The sequence below is a fragment of the Acinetobacter lactucae genome, from assembly GCF_013122135.1.
In the GTDB taxonomy this organism is placed as follows: Bacteria; Pseudomonadota; Gammaproteobacteria; order Pseudomonadales; family Moraxellaceae; genus Acinetobacter; species Acinetobacter lactucae.
Genome location: NZ_CP053391.1, coordinates 1,824,391 through 1,847,691 on the forward strand (window position 1 = coordinate 1,824,391; position 23,301 = coordinate 1,847,691).

Sequence of the window (23,301 nt, forward strand, 5' to 3'; positions counted from 1 at the left end):
TTTCTTATTTTAAATGATCCATAGAGTGGACTTTAAATAAATTTCAATTGCAGTTATTAATGTTAGAGTTCTAGCGATGACCTATTTATTTTATTATATTTTTAAATAATATTTACATCCTAGGTTATCTATAATAATCAAAATCTTAAATGGAGTTATAAGATGAAAATTAGAGCAGCTGTTGTTAAATCAGTTAATGAGCCATATGAAATAGAAACTCTTGAACTCGCTGAGCCATTAGATGATGAGGTACAAGTCAAAATTGTTGCCTCAGGGATTTGTCATTCTGATGATGCTGTTCGATTAGGCCATGCTGCCTATGAATTTCCAGGCGTATTAGGACATGAAGGTGCTGGTATTGTAGAGAAAGTAGGCAAAAATATTAAAAATTTTAAAATCGGTGATCACGTTGTTTTAGCTTATGCATACTGTAAACAGTGTAATCACTGCATGCATGGATTGCCTGCAGCATGTACAGATTGGATGACTTTAAATTGGGGTAAACATCGTGATGATGGTTCAGCTCCATTTAAAAAAGAAGATGGTACAGAGGTGAATAATTTCTTCTTCCAATCATCTTTTGCGACTCATACAAATGTTAAAGAAACTAACTTAATTGCAGTTCCTAAAGAAGCAGATCTTCGCCTCCTTGGTCCTTTAGGATGCGGTTTGTTAACAGGTTCAGGCACCGTTCTTAATGGCTTGAAGCCAACAACTGGTTCTTCAATTGCGATTTTTGGTACTGGTGCGGTAGGTTTAGCAGCAATGATGACTGCTAAAATTATGGGTTGCTCAACAATTATTGCGGTTGATATCCATGATTCGCGACTGAGTCTAGCTGAAGAGTTAGGGGCGACTCATGTAATTAATAGCAAGTCTGTAGATGCCGTAGAAAAAATTAAAGAAATTACCAAAGGGGTCGGTGTTAATTATTCAATCGATACCACAGGAATATCTGAAGTTATGAAAGCGTCTATTGATGCATTAGCAATTAAAGGGGTAGCTGCTCCCGTTGCTGTGACAAACAAGGATCTTACCGTGAATACACTAGCAGATCTTGTTGTATATAGTCGAAAGATTATTGGTGTCGTTATGGGCGAAGGTATTCCACAAATTAGTATTCCCCAATTATTAGAATTTCATGCTCAAGGAAAATTTCCTTATGAAAAACTAATAAAATTCTATGATTTCGATGATATTAATACGGCATCTTCTGATTCACTAAATGGAACAACGATTAAACCTGTTTTAATTGTTGATCGGAATTATGCTGCATAGTTTAAATGAATGTTAAGTAAAATGGATTGTAGTTCTTAATATGAAACTATTTATAACTAGAATTATATCTTAGTTAAAAATTTATATTCATAAACTATATATTAAATTTAATAATTTTTAAGGAAAATAAGCCTTAAAATAGGAGAAGTTATGCGTAAATATACAGGATTTTACATTGATGGTAACTGGTTGGATGCACAAGGTACATCTAATATTGAAGTAATTAACCCATCTACTGGTGAAGTTGCTGGTATTATTTCTGATGGTAACGAAAAACAAGTTAATAATGCCGTAGAAGCTGCAAAACGTGCCTTTGTCAGTTTTTCACAAACTTCAGTCAATGAGCGGCTTGAACTTCTAAAAGCAATTACGAATGAATATAAACAACGTGAAGCTGAAATAGCGGCTGCAATTAGTGAAGAAATGGGTGCTCCTGATTGGCTTGCTAGTCAATATCAGGCAGCGATGGGATTAGCCCATTTAAATACTACGATTGAAGCACTGTCAAAGTTTCCGTTTGAAGAGCAAAAAGGTACTACGCGTATATTAAGAGAGCCTATAGGTGTGTGTGGGTTTATTACTCCATGGAATTGGCCTATCAATCAAGTGGTTGTAAAGGTTTTGCCAGCTCTAGCTACTGGCTGCACTATGGTATTGAAGCCAGCTGCTCAAACCCCATTTTCAGCATGGCTCCTAACAGAGATTTTTGATAAAGCTGGTGTACCTGCAGGCGTCTTTAATCTAGTAAACGGGCATGGTGGTAAAGTTGGGTCAGCTTTATCACGTCATCCAGATATAGACATGATTAGCTTTACAGGATCTACGGGTGCAGGGATTTCTGTGGCTGTAGATGCTGCTCCTACAGTGAAACGTGTTCATCAAGAATTAGGCGGAAAATCTGCCAATATTATATTAGATGACGCTGATATTGCTCAGGCTGTAGATAATGGGGTCAAAGCAATTATGATGAATACAGGCCAGACCTGTACTGCTCCTACCAGAATGCTTATTCATGAATCAAAATATGAAGCAGCTGTGGAACAGGCTCGTAAAACTGCAGAAAGTATTACGGTGGGTGCTCCATCTAGTAATTCTTATATGGGGCCACTTTCATCTAAAAAACAATTTGATACTGTTCAAAAATATATTCAAATTGGTATTGATGAAGGCGCAGAAATTATTGCCGGTGGTCTAGGTTCACCTGAAGGGTTAGAAAAAGGTTTTTTTGCTAAACCGACTATTTTTGCGAATGTAACGAATTCTATGAGAATTGCTCGGGAAGAGATCTTTGGGCCAGTACTTGTCATGATTCCTTATTCTAATGAGGAGGAGGCGATCGCAATTGCCAATGACTCTCCTTTTGGTTTAGCAGGTTATGTGCAAAGTAGTTCCATAGAACGTGCTCGAAAAGTCGCATCGAAAATTCGGGCAGGACAGATTTATTTAAATTATGCCCCGTTAGATTTTGCTGCTCCATTTGGAGGCTATAAACAATCTGGAAATGGTCGAGAATGGGGAGAACAAGCACTGTATGAATTTGTTGAAATAAAGTCAGTAGTTGGCTTCGGATAATTAAATAAAAAAACAGGGCTTTAAAAGCCCTGTTTTTTATTTAATGAAAGTATTTTTTAGCTTGGGAGGTTAATTTTTTATTTATCAATCATAGTAAAAAATCATATTAGATCTGATCCAATTCTGACAAGTAGGGCTATCTTTTTATTATTTTTATGCATGATTTACTATTAAATTTATTCATTTTATTCATTATGTATTTATATGTACGCTAGATAAATGCTAAACGGAGTTATGAGAATAGATTTTGAGCTTAGTGTTCGTAAACTATTTTTATTAGAGTTTATTTGTAGTAAGAACTTTATTGATAGGAAAAAATAAATGACTACGGAACTAAAAAGGGTAGATAAAAATACAGATTTACAGACAATTTTTGACATTCTACGAAAAGATGGCGCAGTTGTTTATGAAGGATTTGCAAGCCCTGAACAAGTTAAACAAATGAACTTAGATTTTGATCAGCCAATTATTGATACTGGTCCAGGTTCGAAAAGAGGTGATGGATACGAGAGTATTAAAGAATTTCACGGATATCAAACCACGCGTATTAATAATTTAGTCACTCATAGTAAGCTTTTTAGGGAAGAAATATTAGATCATGATTTGATACATGACCTTGGTGAATACTATTTCAGAGAGGAGAGCGGTGATTGGTGGCTATTAGCAACACAACTCATTCAAATTGGTCCCGGTAATACTGCTCAAAGATTACATAGAGATTTAGAGAATTTTCCACCGTTTATTAAAATGGGAAAAAGTGGGCCATGTGTAGCGGCAAATTGTATGCTAGCTTTAACAGACTTTACTGAAGAGAATGGAGCAACACGTATAATTCCTGGAAGTCATGAATGGGATAATTTTGTGATGTCACCAGAAGATCGTCAAAAACATGAAGACACTATTCCAGCCCTAATGAAGGCAGGAGATATGCTAATTTGGGATGGTAAAGTTATTCATTCTGGTGGGGAAAACAAGACAAAAGATGAGTACAGACGGGGTATAGCTATACCATTAACTCCAGCTTATTTTACTCCGGAAGAATCATATGCGTTTTCTATAGATCTAGAAATTGTAAAAACTCTTCCTTCACGTGTTCAAAAAATGATTGGATTTAGATCTGTATTTCCTTCTACAGGCAGTGGGCTTTGGCAACATAATTATGACAAACTAGAAAAGTTTTTAGGTTTGGATTAACCCTTATCTTTATAAAAAATAGTATTTAATTTTTTGATAGTTTTTAACTTACATTTAACCTCTATTCAAATATGGATAGAGGTCATATTTTATTAAATACCCCTTTATATTTTATTTATATGAGTTTTAATTTAATTAGTTTATTTTTTAGCATCAGTTTTTAATTCTTTAAAATAAAAATATGATTTTTTAGACTTTTCGTATCAAGCATTCCTGAACAGTACTGCAGACGAGTTTATTGTTCTGCCATACTTTACCGTAGTTCAAGCTTCTTGCCTGTGAACTAATGTTTGTACTTAAATCATAAAGAGACCATTCATCAACTCTAAAGTCATGATGAAAAAAAATAATATGATCTAAACTTATAGCTTTGATCTTATCATCAAAGTAACTAATTCCATGATTTAAAAGAGAAATAGAAAGTAGGTTGTAATCGGAATAATAGGCCATAATAGCTTGATGTAAAATAACAGAGTCTATTTTTAAGGTTAATTTGTCATAAGTTCGAAAATATTCAGCATAAGAAGACTTACTTTCTGCTTTAAAACCTAAAAATTGAGTTGGTTTAATTTCTAATTGAAAAGGGCGCATAAATATTGATTTATGATTGTCTGGCACTTGTTCAATCACTTGTAACTTATGGTGCTGCTCTGGCTGTAAGGAATCTGGGGAAGGGTAAACTGGAGGAGAAACCTGGAACTCGGGGCCTTGTTCAAAATATGCAAAAGAGATGAGTGCAATAAAAATTAACTGTCCATTTTGTAAAGCTTTTACTTCTCTGCGGCTAAAACTTGAACCATCTTGGAGGTTAGATACTTGATAAAGAATTGGGATATCAGTTCTGCCAGCTTGTATGAAATATGCATGTAATGAATGGGCCGGGCGATCTGTTGTTTTTGCTGCAGCGACTAAGGATTGAGCTAAAAGTTGTCCACCAAATAAATGTGAACCGAAGACTTGTGTACAATTTCCTTGAAATATTAAAGAATCGATTTCTCTTAGCTCAAGTAAATAAAGGAGATCCTGAGTAAGGATGTTCATTATTTATGTCCCTTAATAAATAAAAAGAGACAGATTTGTTTAAATATGTCTCAATAAATGATTAACCTAATCTTATCTCAATTCTTTACGTAAAATTTTACCTACATTTGATTTAGGTAGTTCACTTAAAAACTCAATATATTTAGGTTGCTTGTACGCTGTTAATTTATCTGAAACAAATGCGAAAATATCATTTTCAGTCAAATCATTTTCTTTTTTTACAATGAATAGCTTTGGGACTTCTCCACTTTTTTCATCGATGACGCCAATCGCTGCTGCTTCTAGTACCTTAGGATGTCTACTAACAACTTCTTCTATTTCATTAGGATAAACATTAAAGCCAGATACTAAAATCATATCTTTTTTGCGATCCACAATTTTTGTGAAACCATCTGAGTCCATTACACCTATATCCCCAGTACGGAAAAAACCGTTTTGTGTCATCACATTCGCCGTTTCTTCCGGACGGTTCCAGTATCCTTTCATTACTTGGGGACCTTTAATCGCAATTTCTCCCTCTTGGTTCAATGGAACCTCATGTCCATTATCGTCCAGAATAGCAACCTCAGTGGAAGGTAAAGGTATACCTATTTTTCCATTAAATCCTTTAAGAGTCGGTGGGTTAATCGTGACAACCGGTGAAGTTTCAGATAAACCGTAACCTTCTAGTAGAGGTTTATTTGTTAGTTCATACCAAGCTTTTGCAGTTGATGGCAAGGTGGCCATTCCACCGCTAGTCGATAATTTTAAATGACTAAAATCTACTAATTTAATATTTTCATGGTTGATTAAAGCGTTGGTTAAAGTGTTTACAGAAGGAAATAATACAGGAGGGTATTTAACCATTTCCTCTATCAGACTTGCAGTATCTCTTGGATTTAAAATTAATACACAAGCGAAACCTGCATACTGAGAAATCATGGAAAGTTGAAAAGCGAAAATATGATAAAGCGGTAACGCACAAATCATATTTTGATGATCTTGACTGCCTGTGAGTAAAACTGGGCCATAAACTGCATCATTTTGTAATAAGTTAGCAACCAGATTGCGATGTGTTAATTCGGCTCCTTTAGACACACCAGTTGTACCACCTGTATATTGTAAAACAGCGGTATCATCCAAATTTAATTTTGGTTTAGTATAACAACATGACGGATATCTTAATCCTCTATTAAAAGAATTTAATTTGTCATGAGTATGGTCTGTGAATGGGTGAGTTAAAGAATCTTCTAAATTTACTATAAATACATGTTTTACAAATGTATTTGAGGCAATTTGCTGAAAAATACCTTTTAAATTTTCTAATAAAATAATAGCCTCAGCACCCGAGTCTTTAAGTTGATGCTCAAGTTCTCTTGGAGTGTACAATGGGTTTACATTTACTAGAATTAGTCCTGCCCGCAAAATACCCATAACGGAGATCGGGTATTGTAAAACGTTCGGTAGCATCACCGCGATACGTGTACCTTTTTTTAGTCCTAGAGACTGGAAATAGGCCGCGAACCGTAAAGATAAATTATCTACTTGTTGATAACTTAATTTTTCATTTCTAAAAATATAAGCCGTTTTGTCTGAGAATTTTTGAACATTTCTTTCAAAAATCTCAATCATTGAAGTGTTTACGGGTGGCAATGTAATTTCGTTAGGAATGCCTAATTCATCATATGTCTTTTGCCATTTTTTATTCACTGTTTAATTCCTATCTTCCTTGTATTGCAAAAAGAGTAAGGTTTTTTATTCAATGAATAAAATGAATTAAACAAATATTAAATCATGCATAAAACTAATTTTATTTAGTCACTTTTAAACTGGTTTTGGAGAGTATTCATAATCTCTATTAATTGTGCTTTACACCACACGATTTCTTGTTCTTTTGATTTTTCTTCATCCCAATAAAGGTTCATTTCATACCCTTCAATTTTTGCTGGAATAGAATAAATATTTACATCAGGATAATTTTTTTTATGATACAACGCTTGCGTGTGAGAAATCGTAAGTAAGTACTCTGTTTGAGCCAACATACTAATAGCGGTCTGATACTGTTGGCAACGAAGTTTAATTTCTCTCTTAAATCCATGTTTTGATAAAATAAAATCCTCAAATACTCTACCTGTTGGTCGAGCGGATACCGTAATATGTTTTGCATTTAAATAGCTTTCTATGCTTATACCCGATTGTAAAATTGGATGTTCTTTATGACACATAATGACTAATTTATCTTTCAAACAGGTTTGCTGAGCAATTCCTTCTTCAACTAAATGATTAACGTCTATCGAAAAATCAATTCTTCCCGACACTAACTCTTGACGTAAATTTTTTCTATCAATACGCACGCTATTTATAATTAAATCTTTATTAAACTTTGAAAAATGTTGAGTAATCAAAGGAAGTAGTATGGGTTCAAATTCATCAATCATTGCGATTGTTAATTTTTTTAAGTCTCTTTCTGGTTGAAAATCTAAAGTGCTTTTTATTGCTTCGTTCATTAAAGACAATGATTGTTCAATATTGGGCCATATGCGTTTAGCCAATATAGACGGCATTACGCCGTGACCATCTCTAATAAATAATGGATCATTAAAATGTTCGCGAAGACGTGCAAGCGCATGACTTACCGCAGGTTGGCTTAAGAACAATTGTTCACTAGCACGTGTTAAGTTTTTTTCTTTATAAATCGTGGCAAAAACTCGAAATAAATTGAGATCAATTCTCGCAAGCGATGCTACCTTTTTATTATCTTCGTGCATGATTTACTATTAAATTAATTCATTTTATTCATTATACGATTTTATGTACGCTTGGCAAATACTAAAACAGAGTTATAGATAATGGATTTTGAACTTAGCGCTAAAGGTAAGGCGTATTTAGAAAAAACTAAACAATTCATGGATACAGAGATTATTCCAATAGAAGAAAAATTTTGGAAAGAAGTACACCAAACTTGTGATCCAGAAGATTGGACTACGTGGAAATGGCCAGCAGCTTTAGAAATTCTAAAAGCTAAAGCAAAATCAGCTGGATTGTGGAATATGTTTCTGCCTGATGAAAAGCTTGGAGCCGGATTAAGTATTCAAGAGTATGCTCATATTGCTGAATATACTGGCCGTAGTTTTTTAGCACCTATGGTCTTTAATTGTAATGCGCCTGATACAGGAAATATGGAGCTTTTGTGGAAGTACGGCAGTGAAGCACAAAAGAATCAATGGTTAATGCCATTATTAAATGGTGAAATTCGTTCCGTATTTTGTATGACTGAACCTGATGTAGCTTCAAGTGATGCAACCAATATGCAAGCCACAGCAATAGTCGATGGAAATGAAATTATTTTAAATGGCCGTAAATGGTGGTCATCAGGGTTAGGAGATCCTAATACAAAACTCTTAATTTTTATGGCACATACACCTGATTCATCAAAAGGCCATCATGAGCAACATTCTATGGTTCTTGTTCCTGTTAACACACCAGGAGTAAAAATTGAAAGAATGTTACCAATTTTTGGCGATATTGATGCGCCGCATGGTCATGGAGAAGTTTGTTTTAATAACGTGCGTGTACCTATTGAAAACTTTATTGGTGGCCCAGGTGAAGGTTTTGCAATCGCCCAAGGCAGATTAGGTCCAGGACGAATTCATCATTGTATGCGATGTGTGGGTGCTGCAGAGCGTGCATTGGAGTTAATGATTGACAGGGGAATGACTCGTATTGCTTTTGGTCAACCTATCCTAGAGTTAGGAGGAAATAAAGAAAAAATCGCAGATGCTCGAATTGCTATTGAACAAGCACGTCTAATGACACTTTATGCTGCTTGGAAAATGGATACGGTTGGGAATACTGCTGCAATGACAGAGATTTCGGCGATTAAGGTAATTGCACCAAATATGATGCAACAAGTTATAGATATGGCCATTCAAATGCACGGAGCGATGGGAGTTTCCAATGACACACCTTTAGCACGTTTTATGGGAATTGCTCGCTCATTAAGACTCGCCGATGGTCCTGATGAAGTCCATAAGAGAGTAATTACAAGAATTGAGCTCAAAAAGCGAGGTTACGGACGTAATTACCAGCCATTAAAAGGAAAGATTGCTTAATGAGTACTATAGATGTAGGTGGAGCTGTTCGCCGAGGTGAAGAGTTAGATATTAATAAAGTAAATCAGTGGTTGAAGGAACAAGACATTGTTTTAAAAGGTATACCACAAATTACTCAGTATTCAGGTGGGGCTTCCAATTGGACATATCGAATACAGTATGAAAATCGAGATCTGATTTTAAGGCGTCCACCTGCAGGAACCAAAGCTAAGTCTGCTCATGATATGCAACGTGAATATAACGTTCAAAAAGCGCTTAAGCCACTCTATCCATTGGTGCCAGATATGGTGGCACTTTGCACTGATGCAAATGTTATTGGTTGCGATTTTTATGTTATGGATCGAATTGAGGGCGTAATTACAAGAGCAAATCTTCCGGAAAATTTAGACTTAACACCTGAACAAATGCATCAACTATGTATTAATGCCATAGATGCTCTAATTGCACTTCATAATGTGCCTTATAAAGGCTCTGATTTAGAAACAATCGGTAAAGGTGATGGATATTGTCGTAGACAAGTAGAGGGTTGGATACGACGTTTTGAACAAGCAAAAACACCAGATGTTGCTAGTTTTAAGGGTATACAAGCTTGGTTGTTAGAGCATATACCAGATGATGTGAAAACCTGTGTTATTCATAATGACTGGCGTCTTGATAACGTGATTCTAGATCCCAAATCGCCTACAACACTCATTGGTGTATTAGATTGGGAAATGGCAACTTTAGGTGACCCCTTAATGGATTTAGGTTGTGCGCTAGCTTATTGGATACAAGATGATGACAGCGTTTTATTAAGAACTTTGAGACGACAGCCTACCCATTTGTTTGGAATGCTCACTCGTCAGGAAGTGGTTAAATATTATTTACAAAAGACAGGGTTACACACGGATAACTGGAATTTTTACGAAGTTTTTGGTTTATTTCGTTTAGCCGTAATTTGCCAGCAAATTTATTATCGTTATTACCATAAAGAAACACAAAACCCTGATTTTAAAGAGTTTGGTCGTTTTGTTGAAGCTCTATTTGTTCGTTGTATGCAATTGTCTTGGCAATCGAAATAAAAGAAGGAGATTATCGTGGCTTTAATTACCTTTGTTAGGCATGGGCAAGCTTCATGGGGCACAGATAATTATGATCAACTATCGATAAAAGGAACTGAACAGGCTAGGGTTCTGGGTAAAGTCTTTGATGATCAGGCTAAATCTTTCGATATTGCATGGCGTGGAGAAATGGTTAGGCACTATGAAACCGCACAACATTGTTTAAGCGAGATGCATTCTTCTCTGGTCGCTATACCGCATACAGGTCTAAATGAATTTGATCATGAACAAATTTTGTTGAATTTGGATAAGAAAAAATATGCGAATAAATCTGAGATTATTCAGTTTATTAAAAATTCAACTCATCCAACAAAGACAATGGGAGACATGTTTGCTGAGGCGGTTTACCGTTGGCAGAGTGGAGAATATGACACCAATTATACTGAAACATGGAAGCAATTTCAGAATAGATGTGTAGGTGCTTTTACAGATATTGTAAATAGTTCAAAAGGGAAAAATGTCGTCGTTTTTAGTTCTGGTGGAGTGATCTCCGTGATTATTCAATCTTTACTGGGTTTAAGTGATCGCGCGACATTTAGATTGAATTGGTCACTGGTGAATTGTGGTATTACTCAAATTCTTAGCGATACTAAACGTCATAGTATTTTAAGTATGAATGAACATCAGCACTTTCGTGAACATGGTATAAATTTATTAACTTGGCACTAACTTATTGAAGTGGAAAAATAAGTTTACTAAAGCAATAAAAAATCATTATTAGGATAGATGGAACACAAAGGAACTAGGAGTATAAAAGTATGGCCACAAATCTTTTTGATTTAACTGGAAAAATAGCTTTAGTTACAGGAGCTAGCCGTGGTATTGGTGAAGAAATTGCTAAATTATTAGCACAACAAGGCGCTCATGTCATCGTTTCAAGCCGAAAAATTGAAGACTGTAAGGTCGTGGCAGAAGAAATTATTGCAGCCGGAGGTACTGCGGAGGCATTTGCTTGTCATGTTGGGAAAATGGAAGATATATCATCTATTTTTGAACATATTCGTAGTCAGCATGGCCGATTAGATATTCTGATAAATAATGCTGCAGCAAATCCATATTTTGGTCATGTTCTCGATACGGATTTAGCCGCTTATAACAAAACTGTTGAAGTGAATATTCGTGGTTATTTCTTCATGTCTATTGAAGCCGGTAAATTAATGAAATCACAAGGAAGTGGTGTCATTGTAAATACTGCATCTGTGAATGCTCTGCAGCCGGGAGACCAACAAGGAATATATTCTATTACCAAAGCTGCTGTAGTTAATATGACCAAAGCATTTGCAAAGGAATGTGGACCGCTGGGTATTCGAGTGAATGCTTTGCTACCTGGTCTTACCAAGACCAAATTTGCTTCGGCACTATTTGAAAATGAAGATATCTATAAAAGCTGGATGGACACAATTCCATTACGCCGTCACGCAGAGCCGCGTGAAATGGCTGGAACTGTACTTTATTTAGTGTCAGATGCTGCGAGCTATACGAATGGTGAATGTATTGTGGTTGATGGCGGTTTAACTATTTAGGGAGGAATAGCAATGTACGAACATTATTCAGGTCAAGTGGTCTTAATCACAGGTGCGGCGAGTGGATTTGGTGCATTGCTGGCAGAACAACTGGCAAAGTATGGTGCAAAATTAGTGTTGGGTGACTTGAATATTGAAAGGTTAAATACTGTAGTTGAACCGCTACGCCAAGCAGGAGTGGAAGTGGTTGCGCAAGTGTGTGATGTCAGCTGTGAAGCAGATGTACAGGCTTTGGTGCAAAGTGCAGTTACTCAGTTTGGTAGAATCGATGTCGGGATCAATAATGCAGGTATGAGTCCGCCTATGAAAAGCTTTATTGATACCAATGAAGCAGATCTAGATTTGAGTTTTGCCGTCAATGCCAAAGGTGTGTTCTTTGGAATGAAGCATCAAATTCGTCAGATGTTGCAACAAGGTGGTGGCATTATTCTGAATGTTGCTTCTGTTGCAGGTTTAGGCGCGGCTCCCAAATTGGCTGCCTATGCTGCGGCAAAGCATGCTGTGGTGGGATTAACCAAAACAGCAGCGATTGAATATGCAAATAAAGGTATTCGAGTTAATGCAATTTGTCCATTTTATACAACCACCCCGATGGTGGTCGACAGTGAACTCAAAGAGAAACAAGACTTTTTAGCGCAGGCCTCGCCAATGAAGCGTCTTGGCCATCCAAGCGAAGTGGTGGCAATGATGCTGATGATGTGTGCCAAAGAAAACTCATATCTCACAGGTCAAGCCATTGCAATTGATGGCGGCGTGACAGCTTATTAAAACATTTATTAAATACATCTTATTCATTTATTTAGGAAAAAATCATGACAATTAATTTAAAAAATCGTGTAGCAATTGTGACTGGTGCAGGTGCAGGCCTTGGAAGAGAGCATGCTTTATTATTGGCACGCTTAGGCGCAAAAGTTGTTGTAAATGACCTAGGTAGTGATGTTCATGGTAATGGCGGTTCAACTACTGCTGCTCAAAAAGTAGTAGATGAAATTATTGCTGCAGGCGGTGAAGCAATTGCAAATGGCGCATCTGTAACTGATGCAGCCCAAGTAGAAGAAATGGTAAAGCAAACAATGTCCCGCTGGGGGCGTGTCGATATTTTAATTAATAATGCAGGTATCCTGCGTGATAAAACATTTACCAAGATGTCTTTAGACGATTTTCGAACTGTTATAGATGTGCATTTGATGGGAGCTGTAAATTCCACTAAGGCTGTATGGGATATTATGCGCGAGCAAAAATATGGTCGTATAGTAATGACTACTTCTTCTTCTGGCCTATATGGGAACTTTGGTCAGTCTAATTATAGTGCTGCAAAAATGGCGCTAGTGGGATTAATGCAAACGCTAGCGCTTGAGGGAGAAAAATACAATATTCGGGTTAATTGCCTTGCACCTACGGCAGCAACTCGCATGTTGGAAGGTTTATTACCTGATGAATCTCTTAAAGCACTTGCACCTGCTGCAGTAAGTCCAGCTGCCGCCGTGTTAGTGAGCGAAGATGCTCCAACAAGAATGATTTTATGTGCAGGAGCGGGAAGTTTCGAGGCTGCACATATTACATTGACTCACGGTATTCACATTGGAAACAGCGACGAGACAGCACATAAATTGTTAGAGCGATTAAATGAAGTATCTAATCGTGCAGGTGAAATCGTCCCTACATCTGGTTTTATTCAAGGTAATTTAGAGTTGGATAAAGCGGGTTTAAAAGTAGGGGAATAAAAATGGGTGATACTCTTTCAAATAAAACTCCGATTTCAATTGCTCAACTTTTTGAACTGCAAGGCGAAGTACTTGGAATGTCTGATTGGATTACTATTGATCAAGCAACAATTAATGCGTTTGCAGATGTAACACGAGATTGGCAATACATTCATGTCGATACGGAGGCAGCAAGTAAAAGTCCATTTGGAGGCACAATTGCCCATGGGTTCCTTACCTTATCATTGTTATCTGCTATGGCTTCAGAAGCTTTGCCGCAGATTAAAGAGCTAACGAGTTCTATAAACTATGGAATGAATAATTTACGTTTTATTCATCCAGTTCATAGTGGAAAAAGAGTAAGGGGCCAATTCTTATTAAAATCACTTAAAGAGAAGTCTCTTGGCCGTTATCAAATGGTTGTTGATGTAAGTGTTGAAATTGAAAACGAAACTAAGCCTGCGCTTGTCGCAGAATGGTTATCACTTCTCATTTTATAGTAGGTATTTTCCATGGTAGATGAACTTATTCTGTCTCGTAGCGATTTGGATTTTATATTGTTTGACTGGTTAAAAGTAGACCTATTAAACCAGAGAACACGTTTTTCTGGTCAAGATCGTTTTGACTATACTTCAGTTTTAAATGTTTATGAAAGTTTAGCAACTGATCTATTTGCCCCACACAATAAGAAAAACGATAGTAATGAACCTAGCTTTGATGGAGAAAAGGTCACGGTAAATCCAGAAGTGGGAGTAGCATTACGCGAATTTTCTGAAGCTGGATTAATGAATGCTGCACTTCCGCTAGAATGGGATGGAATGAGTCTTCCTACTACAATTGAACGGGCTGGTATGGCATATCTGCTGGGTGCAAATGCGGGTACAGCAGCTTATGCCTTTTTAACAATTGGGAATGCTAATCTTTTAATAACATATGGGGAGAAAGAAATTATCTCGCCTTATATTACTGCTATGGCAGCAGGAAAATGTTTCGGGACTATGTGTTTATCTGAACCCCAAGCAGGCTCAAGTCTAGCTGATATTCGTACACGTGCTGTTCCTAATGGAGATGGTCGATATCGTCTATTTGGCAATAAAATGTGGATTTCGGGAGGAGATCATGAAATTTCTGAAAATATTCTACACTTAGTACTTGCTAAAATTCCTGATGAAAATGGTCAAATTCCGACAGGAGTTAAAGCTATATCATTATTCGCCGTCCCTCGAAAACTACTTAATAAAGATGGGCAACCAGATGAAAGAAATGATGTAGTTCTGGCTGGAATAAACCATAAAATGGGCTATAGAGGCACAGTTAATTGTGTTTTAAATTTTGGAGAAGGTAAGTTTACTCCTGAAGGTGAAGCTGGAGCCTTAGGACACCTCATAGGTGAACCTGGTAAAGGATTGGCTTATATGTTTCATATGATGAATGAAGCTCGTATTTCTGTGGGATTATCAGCTGCGGCATTAGGTTATACGGGTTATTTGCATGCTCTTGATTATGCAAAAACTCGTCTACAAGGGCGACCAAAAAGTGACAGAAATCTTAATTCTTCTCAAGTCCCAATTATAAAACACCCTGATGTTCGTAGAATGCTATTAGCACAGAAGTCTTATGTATCAGGAGCTTTAGCATTATGTTTGTATGCAGCAAGATTGGTCGATGAGATTAAATCTGTTGAAGATGAAAAAGAACAAAATAATATCAATGCTTTACTAGATCTATTAACACCCGTCGTAAAAAGTTGGTCTTCTGAATGGGGGCTAGTCGCAAATGACTTGGCCATTCAAGTTCATGGTGGATATGGGTATACGCGTGAATATAACGTTGAGCAGTTTTATAGAGACAACCGCCTTAACCCAATTCATGAAGGTACATTTGGTATTCAAGCTCTCGATTTATTAGACCGTAAAACACGTATAAATGATGGTTTATCTATGAGGTTGTTAAATGAACGGATTACTAAAACAGTTCACCAAGCACTTTTAATAGATAAATTACATAATCACGCTACAAAGCTAAATGATCATTGGCAAGAAATTCTTAAAGTTACTGAGCAATTACACGCCTTAGATGATTTAGAAATGCAGTTAGCAAATGCTGCAAATTATTTAGAGGCTTTTGGGCATTTAGTTGTAGGGTGGTTATGGTTAGATCAAGCAATAACTATATATGAAATGATTAAGACATCATCGAGTAGCGATTTCTTAAATGGGAAATTGGCAGCTTGTGATTACTTTTTTGGCTGGGAAATGCCAAAAATATCCAGTTGGTTGGCAGTACTGGATCCAGTGGAGACAACACCACTGAATATGCCTGAGCAATGGTTTTAAGGATTTTAGATATATAAGCAATTATTTTTAGAATGAAAAGTGACTTCTAATTCAAGCCCATTCTAAATTAGGTAGTGATAGATTATTCGATAAAAATATTCTTATTTCAATTTGTAGACTAAGTAAGTAAATAAGTTTCGTTACCTAACGAGGCAATGTATTTGCTTTGCCTAAAATTTATAAAACTTCCTTATAAGCTTAGTGCCACTTTAATAAGTTGGAATATCTTTAATACCTTAATTCCATTGCAATATTTCTATTTATTTCTCTTTTACAAGGAAGATTTATGATTGATGCAGTAATTGTTTCAACAGCTCGTACACCTATTGGGAAAGCATATAGAGGTGCTTTTAATGCTACGCACTCCCCAACGATGTTAGGACATGCTATTAAACATGCCGTTGAACGCGCAGGCATTGAACCTGATCGTATTGAAGATGCTGTTATTGGTTCAGTTTTAAATGCGGGTACGGCAGGAAATAATATCGCTCGAAATGGTTTATTCGCTGCTGGCTTACCAGCGGTGATTGGTGCTCAAACAATTGATCGACAATGTGCATCCGGTTTAATGGCGATTGCTACCGCAGCGAAACAAATTATGTATGACGGTATGCAAACCGTTATTGCTGGAGGTCAGGAAAATATTTCTGCTGTACAAAGCCGATATATGGAATGGGTGAAAGCTGAAATGGACCCTAATGTTTTAGCCCATCAGCCTACAGCTTATATGCCAATGTTAGAAACCGCAGAGTTTGTTTCAAAAAAATATGGCATTTCTCGAGAAGTTCAAGATCAGTATGCCTTAGAGTCACAATTGCGTACAGCTCGCGCACAAGCAGCTGGAATATTTGATAATGAAATTGTTCCAATGACAACTCAGATGATGATAACGGATAAAACTACCGGGATATCTTCATTTAAAGAAGTAACGTTAAGTCAGGATGAAGGTAATCGTCCAAGTACTACGATAGAGTCATTAAATAGTTTATCTCCAGTCATTGAAGGGGGCGTAATTACTGCTGGAAATGCGAGTCAACTATCCGATGGTGCAAGCGCTTGTGTAGTAATGAATGGAAAATTAGTAGAACAGTTGGGGATCGAACCTCTAGGTATTTATCGTGGAATGACTGTTGTTGGAAATGCGCCTGAAGAAATGGGTATTGGTCCTATTTATGCGATTCCTAAACTACTTAAACAACATGGTCTTTCAATAGATGATATTGGATTGTGGGAACTCAATGAGGCTTTTGCTTGCCAAGTACTATATTGCCGTGATCATCTAGGCATCGATCCAAATAAATACAATGTAAATGGAGGGAGTATTTCAATTGGCCATCCATATGGCATGACAGGATCAAGATTAGTGGGACATGCTTTACTTGAAGGTAAACGACGTGGTGTGAAGTTTGTAGTGGTTTCAATGTGTATTGGTGGAGGAATGGGCGCTGCTGGATTATTTGAAGTCGTATAAAGTCAAAAATTACTCAACTACTGTTTGTATTGAAATAGAATAAGGTGCAAACAGTATTTTTATAACAAATTAAATTATTATGAATAAAAAAAGAGAACTTTTCCTATCTAAGAAAAGTTCTCTATCTATTTAATTAAAAAGTCTTTTTTATACCAAATACTACAGTGGATGAACATTTATCTCCATATGCCATGATCTGTGTACATTCTGAATTCGTTAAATCAGTATCAGCATAAGCGAGTGTGTAACTAATATCATTATATTTTTTCCCTAACTCTACCTTGCGTGTACTGTAATTATGACGGATATCACCATTCTCATTTTTTAATTGTATACCTACATCATTATAGCCATAACGCATATCAAGCCAGACGTCATTAGGGAAATTATATTTATAACCTATATAACGATATTGGGCATTTGAGTTTTTTCCCCAGTCATAAAAGTAATTAAAAAAAGCTCCATAAGCATTCGCACTGATAAACCATTCAGTTACGTTGCCATCAGCCCAATTTGGATAGATAGTTTGCCCTAGAGAGGAGTAAACATATACTTTCTCATTAAAGGCATGAAAATAGCCTGCCGTATAAGCGATCTCATATTTTGCTGGTACAACGACTACATCATAATTGGAAATTTGTGCAGAAATATCCCACCCTGATTTATGAGCGAGAGATACTAACCCTTGTACTACTGGTTTACCATCACTCAGATCAAAACCAGAACGGCGATATTCTGACATAGCCGTAGCAGTGAAATTTAGATTTAAATCCTTATTAATTTCAACTGCTTGAACCAATGGTGAAGTTGCGGTAAAGCTTAAAAAAACAATTATAAGTTTTTTATTTAACATGATTTTTTCCTTAAATATCATGAAATTAAGTTGAGTTTTCCTAGCTTGCGATTAATAATCGCAAGATTTTTTAAACTATATGTTTGATTGAGAAGACTATTTGCTTATTCTTTACTGTTGACTACTTCAAGAGAGCGGTTAGTGGTGAGGGGGCCGTATAACATCACAGGAACGGCGAATAGAATATACAATGCTGCGGCAGTGAACATTACTCCTTGTATCCCACCATTGGTAAATAACCAAGCACCAAGAACTCCAGAGACTGCACCTCCAAAGCGACCAATGGAGATAATAATTCCACTTCCTAATGCTCGTAATTTTGTAGGCAATGATTCAGGAATATAAGTGTAATAGCCACTTACAATGATGCCCGTGACTATGCAGGCAATACCGCCAGCAACGATTAATTCCCACATTATATTTGATATTCCTAATATAATAAGAGGGATAGTCGTTAATGCTGACATGGCTAAAATTAATGACTTACGTTCAAAGCGATCAAGTATAAACATAGTTATAAATGGAGTTACGCAGTAGATCACGTTCCATATAAAGAAAATATAATAAGCTTTTTCTTCGGAATATTTTAAACCATAGACGAAAGAGTAGACCGCCCAGTTGCCAAATAAGTAGTATGCTAATGTTGAGCCGAAGTAACCAATACCCATTACAATAATAGTAAGAACAACGGTTTTATTTGTGAAAAGATCGGAAAGTTTTGCCTCTTTATAATGTTCTACAGATGAAATATTTGGCGTTTCTAATATTTTATTTTTTAAAATCGCTTGTCTCTCAAATTCGCTAATAAGGGTTTCTGCTTGTTGATATTTTTTTCTGGCAATGTACCAACGCACAGATTCAGGGATATAAAAACGCATAAAAGGAGCAATGAAAAATCCAATACTGCCTACATAAAAAAGATGACGCCAAGCATTATCACCACTATTGGGTAAATAGAACAGTGCTAAAGCGGATGCGGCTACAGCTGAAAATGCAAAACCGATTGTGACCACCGACATAAAGCGACCACGAGTATTACTAGGAAACATTTCAGACACATATACGAGCAAAACCGAGGTTGCTGCCTGTACGCCAATTCCTGTGATTGTTCTCGAAAACAGCATTATTTCATAGTTGGGTGAAAGGGCTGTCAAAAGTGAGCCGAATGAGTAGAGAAGAGTAGCCCAGACCATGATGGAACGCCGTCCAAATTTATCAGATAACCTTCCACCCACTAAGGCTCCAATAATCATACCAACGAAAAACATACTTCCTATAAGACCAATTTGTTCTGTACTATAATTCGTATGCGCCTTAATCGTTGGAGAAGCATAGGCAAAAATTGCATTATCGTAATATTCCAGCATTAAATTTATTGCTAGCAATAATGCCCAAAAGTAATGCATCCTCATAACCGGTAAACGATCTAAGCGAGCAAGAAGTTGGGCACCACTACTATTATCATTTATTGGGCCTGAATTACTCATATTAAAAACTCCATTTACTATTATTTAATTTAGTCCATTGTTTTATATACAATTAAGCATAAATACCTGTTCTTACTCTATTAAGGAGGTTTATTTAGGCTTATTTGTATGAAAGTGATTATCTACAGCTTTAAGAGCTAAATTTATTTATCTCCACAGCCAATCACCGCTACTACACGTATTTCGATTTTGAATTCTGGCCGAGCTAGTTGAGATACACCTATACTTGTCCAAGCAGGATAATTCTCTGGCAAATACTCATCTTTTACAGACATAAATTCAGCAATTTCTCCTCTTTGATCTGTATGGAATGTGATGATTTCCACGATGTCACTCATTGTTGCACCAGCAGCATTGAGCACTTCTTTTATGTTCTCAAAGGTCTGACGGGCTTGTTTTTCCATAGATGGTTCTAGAACACCAGTTTCAAGATTTTCACCTACACAGCCCGAGACCCAAATCATATTGCCTACACGTACAGCAGCAGAAAAATGAAATGGATCGTAGTGTTTCTCTTTGCGTAAACCGGGGTTAATTAATTGTTTTTGCATTTTTTATTCCATTTTTAAGATTTTATTTATTAAGCAATTTTCTGAAAGATTGGTGATCTAAATAGATCTCCTTCATTCAGTTTTTCCATTTCTTCTCTAAAAAGAAATCCATTACGTGCATGGCTTGGATTTGAAGTAGGTAAACAACGAAACGTAGCATCATCGCCAAAGAAACGTAAAACTAATGTATGTCTAGTTGGACACTGTTCGTCGACAGGAGCTCCGCCATGTAATGCTCTTGGATGAAGAATCACAACATCTCTTGGTTTTAAATCCCATGATAAAACATCGTAAGCATTTGGATCTTTTGATAGTTCTTCATCAATATGTGGTAAGCGAGGGTAAGTTCCATCACCCCATAATGGCTCTGTTGGATCGTCTGGATTGCTGAAACTTGAACCATCATATTGGATACCATTATGAGATCCACGAATAATTTCTAAAGAATTTTTCTTAGGTAAAGATTGAAAAGTAATCCAAGCATTACCCCAATGTTTGCCAGCCCATGGAAGGTTGGCTGTGTCTTGATGCCAAGGTCCTCGACCGCTGTTACCATTTTCTTTTGCAAAAATTTCTTCAGCGAAATACCAAACATTTTCAGATCCCCAAAGTTCTTGAAAAATCTTACCGAAAGGCAAGGTTTTTACTAAATTATCTAACTTATCTTTAGATAATGGATTTGCATTATCTATATGGGTTTGAAGTTTGGTACCATCTAAAGCACGAAAATTACTTGGCCCCGGATGAGCCATATTCCATTTAAATATTTCGTAGCAGTCTGAAATTTGCTTTTCAGTAAGACAATTTTCAAAAAGAAAAGCTCCATCATTACGAAAAGCTTCTATTTGAGTTTTGGTAGGCTTAATTTCCATATCATATTCCTTTGAACTTTTAATAAATAAAATAATTAATTTCCAAATTGTGTGAGGTTTTTTTGGAAAATAACTATTAAATATATAGAGTTATGGGCAGTTATCATCGTGTTAAACCCACATCCTTATAATTCTTATTTATCCCAAATTATGACTATCTTTTGAGCTTAACTAATTTTTTATAATGAATAAAATGAATTAAATAAATGATTAACTATGCACAGTAGTTATTTTTATTCTTATTTTTTTGACTATATTTTCTTTCCAAAATCTATTGTTTCGTATGATGAAATAATTTTTTAAATATCCAATCACATTAGGACCCAATTAGGAATATTGATTCCAAAATTGAAATGTAGGGAATAGTTAATATGCCAATGTATAAAGCACCACTTCGTGACATTAATTTTGTATTAAGCGATTTACTCGATTTTGAATCACTCTATTCACAATATCCTCAGTCAAAAGAAAAAATGACCCGTGAAATAGTCGTCCCATATTTAGAAGTAGCATCTGAATTTTGTGAAAAAGAACTGCATCCGTTAAACCAAATAGGAGATCAACAAGGATGTAAGCTTCAAGATGGAGTGGTCACCACACCCGATGGTTTTAAGGAAGCCTACAAAAAATATATAGAATTAGGATTTCCCTCTTTAACCGGTAAGGAAGCGTTTGGAGGACAAGAGTTCCCAGGATTATTATGGATCGCCATTTCAGAAATTTTGACGTCGACTAACTGGGCTTGGGGAATGTATTCAGGCTTATCCCATGGAGCAATGTATACCATTGAGAATCATGGAACAGATGAGCAAAAAACAAAATTTTTAACTCCTTTAGTTTCTGGAGTGTGGACTGGAACCATGTGCCTTACTGAGTCACATGCAGGTTCAGATTTAGGCCAAATCAGAACTAAAGCTGTCCCAAATAGCGATGGGAGTTATGCTATTACAGGGGAAAAAATATTCATTTCAGCGGGTGAACATGATTTATCTGAAAATATTATTCATATTGTTTTAGCCCGTTTACCGAATGCTCCAAGTGGCACTAAGGGTATATCGTTATTTATTGTGCCAAAATTTAATCTTGATGCTGATGGAAATATTGATAGCCGTAATGGAGTAACCTGTAGTTCTATAGAACACAAAATGGGTATCCATGGAAATGCAACATGTGTATTAAATTTTGAAAATGCTAAAGGTTTTTTAATTGGCCCTGAAAATCGTGGCTTGAATTGCATGTTTACCTTCATGAATTCAGCACGAGTTTTTACGGCGGTACAAGGGTTAGCTGCCTCTGAAGCTTCCTATCAAGGTGCATTGGTATATGCAAAAGAACGGTTGGCTATGCGTTCAATATCCGGTCCTAAATTTCCGGATTTACCTGCTGATCCAATTATTGAACATCCTGCTGTGCGGAACATGCTTTTAACACAAAAAGTTTTTACCGAGGGTTCTCGTGCATTAGCTTATTATCTGTCGACTTATGTGGATATTGCTGAATTAGCTACAGATGAGTCTGAAAAAAAAGTAGCTGAAGATAAATTGGCATTACTGACTCCAATTGCAAAAGCATTTATAACGGAATTGGGAGTAGAAGTTGCTAAACATGGTATGCAGATTTATGGTGGGCATGGTTATATTTCTGAACATGGAATGGAACAAATTGCTAGAGATGTTCGCATTTCAACATTATATGAAGGGACTACTGAAATTCAGGCAATCGATTTATTAATTCGTAAAGTCATTGGTTCAAAGGGAAGCTTATTATTCTTATTAACTGATGAAATTCAGTCTTTTACAAAAGAACATCGCGGTATGGGTCTCACAGAGAATATGCTATCAAAGCTTGATCTACTCGTTAAAGAATGGCTTGATTTATCCACATTTATCCAAAGTAAATATCCAGAAAATCTGGATGAAGTTGGAGGAGTCTCCGTAGACTATCTATATTATTCCGGTTACGTGGTTTTTGCTTATTTGTGGGCAAAGATGGCGATTGTAGCTCAAAATAAAATTGATCAAGGAACCCAAGATGAGTTCTATTCTGCAAAAGTTTCTACGGCGCAATTCTATTTTGATAGAATTCTACCGAGAACTTTAACTCATTCAGCGTTGATTAAATCAAATACAGAATCATTATTTAAACTAAATCCTCAATCATTCAAATTTGATTAATTTCATTTCATACAAAGCTGTTGATAAATACTATCGGCAGCTTTTCGTGAACTCA

General features: G+C 36.3%; 20 protein-coding genes. 13 read left to right on the forward strand and 7 right to left on the reverse strand.

The genetic code is table 11. The features are described from left to right. The first annotated feature begins 162 nt into the window (after nucleotides 1-162). From HLV59_RS08460 to HLV59_RS08470, 3 genes are all read left to right on the forward strand, one after another. Nucleotides 163-1,278: an NAD(P)-dependent alcohol dehydrogenase gene (locus tag HLV59_RS08460; protein WP_171429745.1), complete on the forward strand. Its 1,116-nt coding sequence runs from the start codon at nucleotides 163-165 to the stop codon at nucleotides 1,276-1,278. Nucleotides 1,279-1,428: 150 nt separating this feature from the next. Continuing rightward, complete coding sequence (locus tag HLV59_RS08465) at nucleotides 1,429-2,850, forward strand: aldehyde dehydrogenase family protein (RefSeq protein ID WP_171429746.1); 1,422 nt, start codon at nucleotides 1,429-1,431, stop codon at nucleotides 2,848-2,850. A 321-nt stretch (nucleotides 2,851-3,171) separates the two neighbouring features. Further along, complete coding sequence (locus tag HLV59_RS08470) at nucleotides 3,172-4,044, forward strand: phytanoyl-CoA dioxygenase family protein (protein ID WP_016145417.1); 873 nt, start codon at nucleotides 3,172-3,174, stop codon at nucleotides 4,042-4,044. A 189-nt stretch (nucleotides 4,045-4,233) separates the two neighbouring features. Here the strand turns inward: HLV59_RS08470 and HLV59_RS08475 are convergent, their stop codons facing one another. The 3 genes from HLV59_RS08475 to HLV59_RS08485 all read right to left on the reverse strand — a co-directional run bounded on the left by HLV59_RS08475 (nucleotide 4,234) and on the right by HLV59_RS08485 (nucleotide 7,832). Then, on the reverse strand, nucleotides 4,234-5,085 hold the full coding sequence (locus tag HLV59_RS08475) for an acyl-CoA thioesterase (RefSeq protein WP_171429747.1): 852 nt from the start codon (nucleotides 5,083-5,085) through the stop codon (nucleotides 4,234-4,236). A 72-nt stretch (nucleotides 5,086-5,157) separates the two neighbouring features. After that, nucleotides 5,158-6,774: an AMP-binding protein gene (locus HLV59_RS08480; RefSeq protein ID WP_081173691.1), complete on the reverse strand. Its 1,617-nt coding sequence runs from the start codon at nucleotides 6,772-6,774 to the stop codon at nucleotides 5,158-5,160. 104 nt (nucleotides 6,775-6,878) lie between these two features. After that, nucleotides 6,879-7,832 carry a LysR family transcriptional regulator gene (locus tag HLV59_RS08485; protein WP_016145414.1) on the reverse strand — a complete coding sequence of 318 codons (954 nt, stop codon included), beginning with the start codon at nucleotides 7,830-7,832 and terminating at the stop codon, nucleotides 6,879-6,881. Nucleotides 7,833-7,913: 81 nt separating this feature from the next. Between HLV59_RS08485 and HLV59_RS08490 the strand changes: the two genes are divergently transcribed. The 9 genes from HLV59_RS08490 (at nucleotide 7,914) to HLV59_RS08530 (ending at nucleotide 17,309) form a co-directional block, all read left to right on the forward strand. Then, nucleotides 7,914-9,176 (forward strand): acyl-CoA dehydrogenase family protein, encoded by a 1,263-nt coding sequence (locus HLV59_RS08490; RefSeq protein WP_171429748.1) that lies wholly within the window; start codon nucleotides 7,914-7,916, stop codon nucleotides 9,174-9,176. Then, nucleotides 9,176-10,237, forward strand: a complete 1,062-nt coding sequence (locus HLV59_RS08495) for a phosphotransferase family protein (protein WP_125739761.1) — start codon at nucleotides 9,176-9,178, stop codon at nucleotides 10,235-10,237. The genes HLV59_RS08490 and HLV59_RS08495 overlap by 1 nt, the downstream gene beginning before the upstream one ends. Before the next feature lie 15 nt (nucleotides 10,238-10,252). Further along, nucleotides 10,253-10,945 carry a histidine phosphatase family protein gene (locus HLV59_RS08500; RefSeq protein WP_171429749.1) on the forward strand — a complete coding sequence of 231 codons (693 nt, stop codon included), beginning with the start codon at nucleotides 10,253-10,255 and terminating at the stop codon, nucleotides 10,943-10,945. An 89-nt stretch (nucleotides 10,946-11,034) separates the two neighbouring features. Further along, nucleotides 11,035-11,799: an SDR family oxidoreductase gene (locus tag HLV59_RS08505; RefSeq protein WP_171429750.1), complete on the forward strand. Its 765-nt coding sequence runs from the start codon at nucleotides 11,035-11,037 to the stop codon at nucleotides 11,797-11,799. A 12-nt stretch (nucleotides 11,800-11,811) separates the two neighbouring features. Then, entirely contained in the window at nucleotides 11,812-12,567 is a 756-nt protein-coding gene (locus HLV59_RS08510; protein ID WP_016145409.1) for an SDR family NAD(P)-dependent oxidoreductase, read from the forward strand. A 44-nt stretch (nucleotides 12,568-12,611) separates the two neighbouring features. Further along, nucleotides 12,612-13,523, forward strand: a complete 912-nt coding sequence (locus HLV59_RS08515; protein ID WP_171429751.1) for an SDR family NAD(P)-dependent oxidoreductase — start codon at nucleotides 12,612-12,614, stop codon at nucleotides 13,521-13,523. 2 nt (nucleotides 13,524-13,525) lie between these two features. Then, nucleotides 13,526-14,002, forward strand: coding sequence for a MaoC family dehydratase (locus HLV59_RS08520; protein WP_016145407.1), 477 nt, complete (start codon nucleotides 13,526-13,528; stop codon nucleotides 14,000-14,002). A gap of 12 nt (nucleotides 14,003-14,014) precedes the next feature. Beyond that, nucleotides 14,015-15,838: an acyl-CoA dehydrogenase gene (locus HLV59_RS08525; protein ID WP_016145406.1), complete on the forward strand. Its 1,824-nt coding sequence runs from the start codon at nucleotides 14,015-14,017 to the stop codon at nucleotides 15,836-15,838. Nucleotides 15,839-16,124: 286 nt separating this feature from the next. Further along, complete coding sequence (locus HLV59_RS08530) at nucleotides 16,125-17,309, forward strand: acetyl-CoA C-acyltransferase (RefSeq protein ID WP_016145405.1); 1,185 nt, start codon at nucleotides 16,125-16,127, stop codon at nucleotides 17,307-17,309. Nucleotides 17,310-17,442: 133 nt separating this feature from the next. Here HLV59_RS08530 and HLV59_RS08535 read toward each other — a convergent pair whose 3' ends face one another. The 4 genes from HLV59_RS08535 to HLV59_RS08550 form a co-directional block, all read right to left on the reverse strand. Continuing rightward, the gene (locus tag HLV59_RS08535; protein ID WP_016145404.1) at nucleotides 17,443-18,162 is read right to left on the reverse strand and encodes a TorF family putative porin; all 720 of its coding nucleotides are present in this window, start codon (nucleotides 18,160-18,162) and stop codon (nucleotides 17,443-17,445) included. A 104-nt stretch (nucleotides 18,163-18,266) separates the two neighbouring features. Then, nucleotides 18,267-19,649, reverse strand: coding sequence for an MFS transporter (locus tag HLV59_RS08540; protein ID WP_016145403.1), 1,383 nt, complete (start codon nucleotides 19,647-19,649; stop codon nucleotides 18,267-18,269). A 143-nt stretch (nucleotides 19,650-19,792) separates the two neighbouring features. Continuing rightward, nucleotides 19,793-20,200: a RidA family protein gene (locus tag HLV59_RS08545; protein WP_031948427.1), complete on the reverse strand. Its 408-nt coding sequence runs from the start codon at nucleotides 20,198-20,200 to the stop codon at nucleotides 19,793-19,795. 29 nt (nucleotides 20,201-20,229) lie between these two features. Then, nucleotides 20,230-21,072: a phytanoyl-CoA dioxygenase family protein gene (locus HLV59_RS08550; protein WP_171429752.1), complete on the reverse strand. Its 843-nt coding sequence runs from the start codon at nucleotides 21,070-21,072 to the stop codon at nucleotides 20,230-20,232. A 371-nt stretch (nucleotides 21,073-21,443) separates the two neighbouring features. Here HLV59_RS08550 and HLV59_RS08555 point away from each other — a divergent pair, with 371 nt between their 5' ends. Then, a complete protein-coding gene (locus tag HLV59_RS08555; protein WP_171429753.1) occupies nucleotides 21,444-23,246 on the forward strand; it encodes an acyl-CoA dehydrogenase C-terminal domain-containing protein in 1,803 nt (600 codons plus the stop codon). The last annotated feature ends 55 nt before the right edge of the window (nucleotides 23,247-23,301 follow it).

What these genes read in the sequence shown, in the direction of transcription:
- HLV59_RS08460 (WP_171429745.1), top strand. Translation starts at nt 163, where the DNA reads ATGAAAATTAGAGCAGCTGTTGTTAAATCAGTTAATGAGCCATATGAA.
- HLV59_RS08465 (WP_171429746.1), top strand. Translation starts at nt 1,429, where the DNA reads ATGCGTAAATATACAGGATTTTACATTGATGGTAACTGGTTGGATGCA.
- HLV59_RS08470 (WP_016145417.1), top strand. Translation starts at nt 3,172, where the DNA reads ATGACTACGGAACTAAAAAGGGTAGATAAAAATACAGATTTACAGACA.
- HLV59_RS08475 (WP_171429747.1), bottom strand. Translation starts at nt 5,085, where the DNA reads ATGAACATCCTTACTCAGGATCTCCTTTATTTACTTGAGCTAAGAGAA.
- HLV59_RS08485 (WP_016145414.1), bottom strand. Translation starts at nt 7,832, where the DNA reads ATGCACGAAGATAATAAAAAGGTAGCATCGCTTGCGAGAATTGATCTC.
- HLV59_RS08490 (WP_171429748.1), top strand. Translation starts at nt 7,914, where the DNA reads ATGGATTTTGAACTTAGCGCTAAAGGTAAGGCGTATTTAGAAAAAACT.
- HLV59_RS08495 (WP_125739761.1), top strand. Translation starts at nt 9,176, where the DNA reads ATGAGTACTATAGATGTAGGTGGAGCTGTTCGCCGAGGTGAAGAGTTA.
- HLV59_RS08505 (WP_171429750.1), top strand. Translation starts at nt 11,035, where the DNA reads ATGGCCACAAATCTTTTTGATTTAACTGGAAAAATAGCTTTAGTTACA.
- HLV59_RS08510 (WP_016145409.1), top strand. Translation starts at nt 11,812, where the DNA reads ATGTACGAACATTATTCAGGTCAAGTGGTCTTAATCACAGGTGCGGCG.
- HLV59_RS08515 (WP_171429751.1), top strand. Translation starts at nt 12,612, where the DNA reads ATGACAATTAATTTAAAAAATCGTGTAGCAATTGTGACTGGTGCAGGT.
- HLV59_RS08520 (WP_016145407.1), top strand. Translation starts at nt 13,526, where the DNA reads ATGGGTGATACTCTTTCAAATAAAACTCCGATTTCAATTGCTCAACTT.
- HLV59_RS08525 (WP_016145406.1), top strand. Translation starts at nt 14,015, where the DNA reads ATGGTAGATGAACTTATTCTGTCTCGTAGCGATTTGGATTTTATATTG.
- HLV59_RS08530 (WP_016145405.1), top strand. Translation starts at nt 16,125, where the DNA reads ATGATTGATGCAGTAATTGTTTCAACAGCTCGTACACCTATTGGGAAA.
- HLV59_RS08535 (WP_016145404.1), bottom strand. Translation starts at nt 18,162, where the DNA reads ATGTTAAATAAAAAACTTATAATTGTTTTTTTAAGCTTTACCGCAACT.
- HLV59_RS08540 (WP_016145403.1), bottom strand. Translation starts at nt 19,649, where the DNA reads ATGAGTAATTCAGGCCCAATAAATGATAATAGTAGTGGTGCCCAACTT.
- HLV59_RS08545 (WP_031948427.1), bottom strand. Translation starts at nt 20,200, where the DNA reads ATGCAAAAACAATTAATTAACCCCGGTTTACGCAAAGAGAAACACTAC.
- HLV59_RS08550 (WP_171429752.1), bottom strand. Translation starts at nt 21,072, where the DNA reads ATGGAAATTAAGCCTACCAAAACTCAAATAGAAGCTTTTCGTAATGAT.
- HLV59_RS08555 (WP_171429753.1), top strand. Translation starts at nt 21,444, where the DNA reads ATGCCAATGTATAAAGCACCACTTCGTGACATTAATTTTGTATTAAGC.